The sequence below is a fragment of the Flavobacterium sp. genome (assembly GCF_044349645.1).
Taxonomy (GTDB): Bacteria; Bacteroidota; Bacteroidia; order Flavobacteriales; family Flavobacteriaceae; genus Flavobacterium.
The window spans coordinates 1-8,243 of sequence record NZ_JBIKQP010000051.1; the positions used below are offsets into that span (position 1 = coordinate 1).

9 protein-coding genes are annotated in these 8,243 nt (G+C 28.7%); all 9 read right to left on the bottom strand.

What is annotated here, in order from left to right; translation table 11 throughout:
- Positions 1 to 352 precede the first annotated feature (352 nt).
- Positions 353 to 538, bottom strand: coding sequence for a hypothetical protein (locus tag AC9UFV_RS08770; RefSeq protein WP_509574921.1), 186 nt, complete (start codon positions 536 to 538; stop codon positions 353 to 355).
- A 634-nt stretch (positions 539 to 1,172) separates the two neighbouring features.
- Positions 1,173 to 1,931 (bottom strand): hypothetical protein, encoded by a 759-nt coding sequence (locus tag AC9UFV_RS08775; protein WP_509574923.1) that lies wholly within the window; start codon positions 1,929 to 1,931, stop codon positions 1,173 to 1,175.
- Positions 1,932 to 2,078: 147 nt separating this feature from the next.
- Positions 2,079 to 2,696 (bottom strand): hypothetical protein, encoded by a 618-nt coding sequence (locus AC9UFV_RS08780; protein WP_509574925.1) that lies wholly within the window; start codon positions 2,694 to 2,696, stop codon positions 2,079 to 2,081.
- 76 nt (positions 2,697 to 2,772) lie between these two features.
- Positions 2,773 to 3,318: a hypothetical protein gene (locus AC9UFV_RS08785; protein WP_509574927.1), complete on the bottom strand. Its 546-nt coding sequence runs from the start codon at positions 3,316 to 3,318 to the stop codon at positions 2,773 to 2,775.
- A gap of 178 nt (positions 3,319 to 3,496) precedes the next feature.
- Positions 3,497 to 4,027, bottom strand: coding sequence for a hypothetical protein (locus AC9UFV_RS08790; RefSeq protein ID WP_509574929.1), 531 nt, complete (start codon positions 4,025 to 4,027; stop codon positions 3,497 to 3,499).
- Complete coding sequence (locus tag AC9UFV_RS08795) at positions 4,024 to 4,770, bottom strand: S1 family peptidase (RefSeq protein WP_509574931.1); 747 nt, start codon at positions 4,768 to 4,770, stop codon at positions 4,024 to 4,026. Before AC9UFV_RS08795 ends, AC9UFV_RS08790 begins: the two co-directional genes overlap by 4 nt.
- Positions 4,771 to 4,936: 166 nt before the next feature.
- Complete coding sequence (locus tag AC9UFV_RS08800) at positions 4,937 to 5,836, bottom strand: hypothetical protein (protein WP_509574933.1); 900 nt, start codon at positions 5,834 to 5,836, stop codon at positions 4,937 to 4,939.
- 289 nt (positions 5,837 to 6,125) lie between these two features.
- Entirely contained in the window at positions 6,126 to 6,914 is a 789-nt protein-coding gene (locus AC9UFV_RS08805) for a TlpA family protein disulfide reductase (RefSeq protein WP_509574935.1), read from the bottom strand.
- 145 nt (positions 6,915 to 7,059) lie between these two features.
- Positions 7,060 to 8,243 (bottom strand): N-acetylmuramoyl-L-alanine amidase family protein (locus AC9UFV_RS08810; protein WP_509574937.1); only part of this gene is annotated, 1,184 nt, incomplete at its 5' end.

An 8,243-nucleotide genomic window follows, 5' to 3' on the forward strand; every position in this document is an offset into this window, starting at 1 on the left:
CTGGATTTATAATCCAATGTAACATTATTGGATTTTTCCAAGTCCAAATTTTAAATTTCATTCTGTCGTATTCCATATTTATCATTTTTAACGCTCTGTTTTTCTAACATAGCAGGTAACGTTCCGCCGCTTATCGTCAGTTGCGAACTTCGGAACAGTTTATTTTCTGTTAAAGATAAAAATTCTTGCGAAACGTGAACGTGAACTTGCTACAAAATTCGCAATTGCGAGAAACGGCTGTTATGTGATGGTTTTTTACCTAAACTTGAGCACGCAAACTTTGCCAGTTTCCACTTCGGATTCTACTTTCCATTTTCCATCTTCTGTGCAAAACAAATTTCATTCGAAACTATTACATAGCGCTTTTTCGGTAACTCAATATTTGCCTTGTTAAAAGTCCTCCAAACATCATAAATAAAATTCCAATTACAAATCTGTAATTATAAAATTCTGACGAATTATTAGTTAATGCAATTATCAAAATAACAAGATTGGCTATTGTCGCCAAGATTAAGAAAGCGAAGATTATTTTTCTCATAAGATTTTTGTTTTATTTGTCATTAATATTTGGTTTCAAGTGAAAACTGAATGTCGAAAAAACTATCACATAACGTTCCGCGGCTTTGCAAAGTGGTGACTCGTTTAATAGTTAGTTGTAAATATATCGAATTTTCCTTTTAGTAATTTCCGTCTTAGAAAAACAAAACCAGCCATTTCGCAAAACCGCCGTTAGTGGCTGGCTTTTTTCCATTAAACTTGTTAGTCAAAGATCTTTCGGAATATGAAGTATATAAATATTAAATTCCAAATTTGTAATATCTTCAGTTTTTCTAATGATTTAATTTAGCTTAATAAATTTTCTATTAAAACGTATATAATTATTACAACAAAAATTATTAACGCTATCATACCTTGGAAGAATTTATATTCTCCAAATTTCTCAAAAAAACTTTTTTCTTTATTTTTCATTGTATAATATTTAAATTTTCAGTTGTAAGTATCTTTATTGAGTCTGCGTGGAGCTTGCCACTAACGTTCTGCCGCTTCACGCAGTTGCGAGCTTCGGAACTGATTATTTTCTATCAAAGATAAAATTTCTTGCGAGAAATAAACGTGAATTTACTACAAAATTCGCAATCTTGCCAAACGCCTGTTAGTAGCAGTTTTTCTTGTTAATAATATTCATAATGTCCGTAGTGAAATTCTTGCGTTCGGCTCAAATAAAAATTATCTGAAATTAGTTTGTCTATTTCGTCAATAATTCTATTAAGGTTTTTATTTCGTTCCTCTTTTTCCTTTCCTAAAGTATTAAAGTCAATTTTACTTTCATCTTCTATAAGCTGTCTTAGCGATTTTATGTAAAGTTTTTTTTGCTCGGTGATGTCATAAGTTTTTTGGATTTCATTTTTCTCTTTTGGAAGAAGATAAATAGAATATTCAGCGTATCCTAAAATTCTCATTGCTTGATGTCCAAAGTATGTTCCACCATATTGAATCTGACCGAATAGTGAATTAACATTTGAGTATAGTTCAATAAGTTTCTTACGTTGTTGTGCATATTTGCCAATGCCGTTTCTTTGTTTTAAAAAATAAGCATATAATACATAATAAGTGTCTTGTCCAACTTCACTTCCAAATTCTTCTCTATCATTATCATTAAAATATAACTGGTCAGGATTCTTAGGATATTTTTCAAAAAACTCGGGATGCTTATCTATAATTTGGTTAAATTCTGCTTTTGCAAACTTTAGCGTTTCTCCAATTTCAGTATTAATATAAACAGTGTCTTTTTTTGTGTAGTGTTTCGAATTGTCTATTTGATGTTTTAATACAATATCATTATTTGTTTTAATAACAGATTTATCAATCTTTTTAGACTGATTATTACAACTTAATGTTGCTAGAAAAAATATGTAAAGAAGGTGTTTCATAAAATTGTCACTAACGTTCCGCGGCTTGGCGTAGTGGCGGGTTGTTAAATTGTTTATTGTAAAGATATTAAAATTTCTATTGGACACATTTCCGACTTAGAAAAAATAAACCAGCCATTGCGCTAAACCGCTGTTATGCGTTCGGCTTTATATATTACTCAAACCAATAAAATTTTTCGTAATTTTTTCTCCTTTGTCATTCTCAATAGTAAGTTCACCTTTATTCCACCAACTTTCATCATTATATTCCTTTGTATTGTCAACAGTAATATGTAGATAAACTTTATATTTCATGCCTTTATAAACACATAAATAATCTTCATTTTCGGTTGTCTTTGCTTTATATTTTCTTTCGATAAGTTCTAATCGAAGTATTTTATGGTTTACTGATATATAACCTATACTATCAAAGTTTGATACAAATAAAAATTTTTTGTTTTCATAATCTTTTTCAGTTTCTGCGAAGACACAAGTTGGACCATTTATATCATCAAAGCTTTCATTAAAATTGTCAAGTGAAAAACTTGTGGGAATACTTTTTAAATGATTTTTGCTTTTAGACTCATTTACTTTTTTAAGCTCTTCTATTTTCTTTTCCGTTTTGGACAAATCCACATTTTTTTTACAAGAGGAAAGAATAAAAAAAGGAATTAATAAAAGTAACTTTAGTTTCATTTCAATTTTTCGTTTAGTTTGGTAAGCTGACGCATAACGTTCTGCCGCTTCACGCAGTTGCGAACTTCGGAACCGATTATTTTCTGTCAAAGATAAATGTTTTTCGTGAACACATAAAAATAAAAACCAGCAATTGCGCGAAACCGCTGTTATGAGCTGGCAATTTTTACTTTTTCTCTTCAATTTTTTTCACTTCCGCTTTTTCCACTTCGACTTTTTTCAATTTACTTTTGTCAGTTATTTTCGCTTTGCTGCTAGTAGATATTGTAACTTCAATTTTATGAATTTTTTTGTCAATGTTGTCAATTTTATTCTCTAAATCTGTGTTTTTAGAATAAATAATTGCAACTAAAGCTACTATTAATGACAATAAAGGCGTAACTATTGCTATTAAATCTTTGGCGTTGTCTTTTAACGAATTTAGCCACTGATTTTTGTAATAACCAAATTGATGAGCAATCATTCCACCTGGTGTAATTTCATAAAGCGTATCATGTCTTACTTCATCTAAATTTTCTGCACCAATAAATGATGGGCGAATTTCTCCTCGTGCTTTTAGAAATTTAATGAGTATTAATGCCTTTAACAACGATATTTTCATTTTTGTTGCTATTTCTGCCGGTTTCATTCTGTTATGTTTTACTCCGCCTTCGCCTGGAATATCTTCGTACATTACGCCGAGTAATTCATGTTTTTTGGTAAGGTGACTCATATTGTTTCTTTTGAAAAGGATTCGTCGATTTCTTGCTCATAACGATCCGCCGCTTCACGCAGATGCGAACTTCGGAACTGATTACTTTTTGTTAAATATAAAATTTCTTGCGAAATGTAAACGTGATTTTACTACAAAATTCGCAATCTTGCCATACGCCTGTCAGCACCAGTACTTTTTATTTTATTATGCATCTCCATTCATTATTAAGGTTAAACTCATTGAATCCATTTTGAGAATCACTTTCAAGGTGTCCAATGTAATTTAGTTTTAAATCAAATAATGCATAGCCTTTTTGGTCATGTTTTATACCAAATCTTGTGTTATTTAAATTACTATCAAAAAACTGTATAACATCTGTGTTTTCTACTTTAACTATAAACTCAACGACATTAAGTTGCATGTTGAAAACAAATAAACCGTCATAGTTACGATTGATGTTTGGGTTAATCATTCGATTGATATTTGGGTTAATCATTCGATTGATATTTGGGTTAATTATTCGATTGATGTTTGGGTTATTCATTCGATTGATGTTTGGATTAATCATTCGATTGATGTTTGGATTAATCATTCGATTGATGTTTGGATTAATCATTCGATTGATGTTTGGATTTATCATTCGATTGATGTTTGGATTAATCATTCGATTGATGTTTGGATTAATCAATCTGTTGATGCTTGGATTTTTAGTTTGAGGTAAAATCATTTTGCAACAGATTCGGATTTAGTAATACTTTCAATAATTGAGTCTAAAGGAACACATACCGCATATCCTGAATTATAGAACTCTTCACGGGTAAATTGTCTTTCGTGTCTATTTTTCCACTCCATTACGAATGGTATGTATCTTGAAACGATACCAATAATTTTATATTCGCCATTTTCGGTGCTTTGAATAACTGGGCCGCCACTATTTCCATAGAATGCTGGACAATCAATAATGAAAGTGTTTTCCTTAGAGTGAATTCCTGCTACAATTCCTTTTCTTAATAAAGGTCGATTAATGTCAAAAAATTCAAATCCTTCCAAATACAATGATGTAGGGAATCCCACTTGAATAACATTAGAAGATATTTTAATTTTATCTAATGTCAACAAGTCTTCTGTTTGCGCAGTTATAATATTTCTTCCTTCTACTTGAACTTCATAATTATTATTTAAAACGAGTTCAATACAAATAATATCATCATTTCCGCTTTCAATGATATTTGATTTCGTCAAATCAACAATTAGTGTTCTAGCATCGTCAGGCTCGCCTATTGAATTTTGAGATGTAGTAAGAAATGTGTCGCATCTCAATTTATTATCACTATCAAAAATTACATGTTTCGCAGTTATTAAATATTGGTCATCACCATTATTAAGTCTAAAACCGGAACCTGTGGATACACCAAAGTCCATGCTGCTTAAAAATGTTGAATAACTGAAATTTTCTGTTGTCAAACTCATTGATGTAATTGTTGTCTTTTAGTATTGGTGCTAACGGTCGGCGCTTTGCGAGGTTGCGGGCTTTCAGCACTTAAGTTACTAAATATCCCTGAACTTTCAATAAGCACTAAAGTTTCTAAAAAAGCACTTACCCCGCAATCTTGCAAAACGCTTGTTGGCAGATGCCTTATTTACATGTATTTTTATAATCTTCAATCATTCTTAGATAAGGTGTGATTTGAATTTCAGAATCTAAATTATTTAACTTTATATTTCTTTCATTTTTTTTCAGACTTTTATCACTTTTTATTTCCGTTATTTTTGTCTTTTCTAATTCTTCCGTGTCAAAATATTTTGATTCAAAATTCCATATTTTTTTTTCGTTAATATTTGCTTTTATGAATTGTGGACAATCTTTAAAAACTTCTAACAAACCACCTGTCCATTTAGTAAGCAATTTAGTTTTACTAAAAATATCAGTAATTCCATAATCCATAACATTAATTGCAAAATTATTTTTTGGATTATTTAGATAAATCATTGTTGCTGCTTTTTCAAAATTTCCAGTTCTATTTCCTCTCGAATCTTCTATTTCTTCATAAACATCATAGGAAAAAATATTTATAAAATTTTCACTATAGAATGGTAACCATGCTTTCTTTTTTAAATCTTTTATAGTTCCGTCAGAATTTACAGTTGCTAAATCCATTAATCTGTAATGATTAACAGTTATACTATCGTTAAGTATTCTAACTTCATTGATTTTTTCACTATTTAAATTTTCTGCTTTTTGGTTCAATTCCTTTTTAAAGCTAAAAGATTTATCAGATAAATTTAGGGCATCGCTAAAACTTGAAGAAAAAGGATTTCCTATGTTTAGGCTTAATGCTTTATTTTGAATAAATCCATATATATAACCAACTTCTTTTTCTCCATTAATATGTGTAATTTCTGCTTTTGTATATTTTGAAGAAAAATCAACATTTAAACCCAATAAACTTATGCCAACTGATTTTCCTCTAATAATTTTTTGGGAAAATGAAATTCCACTCAATAAGATCAATAATAAAATAAATAATTTTTTCATTTTTTTTCGTTTCGTTTTTAAAAGGTTTCTGCCAACTTGTATATAGGTATGACAAAATCATACAAAGCAACCCAAAAAGGGTAGGGTTGGTATGATTGTCGTCTTATTATATTTATTCCAAATATAGTAATTATTCTTACAAATCATCAAATGGACTTTTTATTAGTTTGATGCCTTTAGTAATAACATTTGTGTTACTATTATTAGACTTGCTAACTACAGAGTTAAAATAACTCTTGGAGGTATCAAAAGTTATTATCACTAAACATTAAAAATGAAAGTTGTTATTTTAATCCAATAAAGCTTGATCAATTTTATTTTCTAATTTTTTTAAAGCATTTAAAACTAAAACATCATTAATATAATGGATTTTTCCTTTTCTATCTATTAATATATTGAAAGGATATTGTCTTATTTTAAATTTATCTATTATTGTTTTTCCATTTGGAACAATATTAAAATCAAGTTTATGATTTAATAAAAATTTATCGACAGTTTCTTTGTCATTCCATGTTACAGCATAAAATTCTACTGATTTCGATTTGAATTTTTCTCTTAATTTATTCAATTCAGGAAATTCAGCTACGCAAGGTTTGCATTGAGTAAACCAAAAATTTAACACTATTACCTTACCGTTCAAATTATTTAAATTAAATTTTAAACCGTCATTATCTTCGAAACTAAGTTCGTCTATTATTGTACCATTTAATTTTTTTCTAAACTCTTTTTCCGCCTTAAGTTTAGTTTTATATTCAGCTTTTTGATTATTAATTTCTTCTTTATTTAGTTTTCGTGTCAAAATTAGAAGTTCATTGTTTATAGTGTCTTTTAGAAGAATTTGAATATAGTTTTGAAATTTAGAATTCTTAATTAATGAATCAACTTCCATTTTTGTAAAAGGATTTCCATTCTCGGAAATTGATTTTATATTAATTTTCGGATTCGTTTTTTGTATTTCTAAAAATTCTGTTCGGCCTATTTTTTTGTAATCTTCAATTTTAAATTTATTATCTTGACTGAATAGGGCGTTGTTTATAAAAAAAACAATTAAAAAAATAAATATGTTTTTTGTTTTCATCTTGTCGTCATTTTAATATGATTTTCATCGCAATGCAGATTATGTTGATTTCATAAAATTTAAGTACTAACATACCAATTATTTAATAGTGGTTTCGATGAAATTAATATTTATCTTCTGCAAATTGCAGTGCCTAAAATATGCCTTATTTTTTTAATCCAGAAACAAAATTTAAAATAGCATTAGCAATTTCTGTTTGCCCCTTTTCGCTATTTACATAATCTTTATCCTTTTCGTTAGAAAGAAATCCCAATTCAACAACCATAGTTGGACATTCTGATTTTTTTAATATCATAAATGGAGCAACTTTTATACCTCTGTTTTTTAGTGGAGTAGTATTTGAAATAACTGCTGCTAATTGATTGGCTAATTCTCTTGATTTTTCTGAAGTTGGCGAACTATCAGAAACGTATATTTCAAAGCCGTTTGTTTCTATATTTTTATTAAAATTAAAATGTAAAGAAATAGCTAAATCCGGTTGATAGGAATTTACAATTCGAGCTCTTTCGGTTAAATCAATAAATGAATCGTTAGTTCTGGTAAAATGAATTTTTACATCTTCATTTTCGTTTCTATTCTTGATTTTATTTGATATTATCTCTGTAAGGGCTTTTTCTGTCAATCCTTCTTTTGAGGCTCCAAAATCGACGCCACCATGTCCAGCATCAATTACAATCGTTTTGATTTTTTTATCTTCATTTATATATAAATTATATCCGTCTTTTCCTTTTGAATACCACACGATTGTATCTGCATTTGTTCTTGGTTTAACGAAGTTTTTCAAGGCAGTTTTATAGGAAACTGAGCGAATTTTAATTGTATCTCCGCTGAAGTGCAAATGACTATTCTTTAAATTTTCATCAAAATACTTTTTAGTATAAAGCGAATATTGATACTCTTGTGGAAATCGTTTAGACCTAGCATTTTTATGAATAAAACTAGTGGAGTAATAACTAAAATCTGATCTTTTATATTTTTTTATTTCTTCTTTGGTTCTAACTTTTCCATTAATCCAAACGGCCATGTTTTTAACTTTCATTTTTTCAAATAATGGTTCTGGAATTTCATTTTCAATCATCATTTCCGGAATGTAATAAAAATATTTTCTTCTGTCTTCTAATGAAAGATTTTCATAAAGCGTTGAAATGTTTTTGTTGTTTTTTTCATCATTTATTTTCACATAAACACCTTTATAATAACTATCTCTAATTTTATCTTTGTCATTTAATTCAGAACTGGTACTTTTTGAATTGGTATTAATTATTTTTTGCTGTGCCACCACTTCAATACAGAAAAAGTAAATTAATCCCGCTAGAATTGGTAAAATAG

What these genes read in the sequence shown, in the direction of transcription:
- AC9UFV_RS08805 (WP_509574935.1), bottom strand. Translation starts at nt 6,914, where the DNA reads ATGAAAACAAAAAACATATTTATTTTTTTAATTGTTTTTTTTATAAAC.
- AC9UFV_RS08770 (WP_509574921.1), bottom strand. Translation starts at nt 538, where the DNA reads ATGAGAAAAATAATCTTCGCTTTCTTAATCTTGGCGACAATAGCCAAT.
- AC9UFV_RS08790 (WP_509574929.1), bottom strand. Translation starts at nt 4,027, where the DNA reads ATGATTTTACCTCAAACTAAAAATCCAAGCATCAACAGATTGATTAAT.
- AC9UFV_RS08800 (WP_509574933.1), bottom strand. Translation starts at nt 5,836, where the DNA reads ATGAAAAAATTATTTATTTTATTATTGATCTTATTGAGTGGAATTTCA.
- AC9UFV_RS08775 (WP_509574923.1), bottom strand. Translation starts at nt 1,931, where the DNA reads ATGAAACACCTTCTTTACATATTTTTTCTAGCAACATTAAGTTGTAAT.
- AC9UFV_RS08795 (WP_509574931.1), bottom strand. Translation starts at nt 4,770, where the DNA reads ATGAGTTTGACAACAGAAAATTTCAGTTATTCAACATTTTTAAGCAGC.
- AC9UFV_RS08785 (WP_509574927.1), bottom strand. Translation starts at nt 3,318, where the DNA reads ATGAGTCACCTTACCAAAAAACATGAATTACTCGGCGTAATGTACGAA.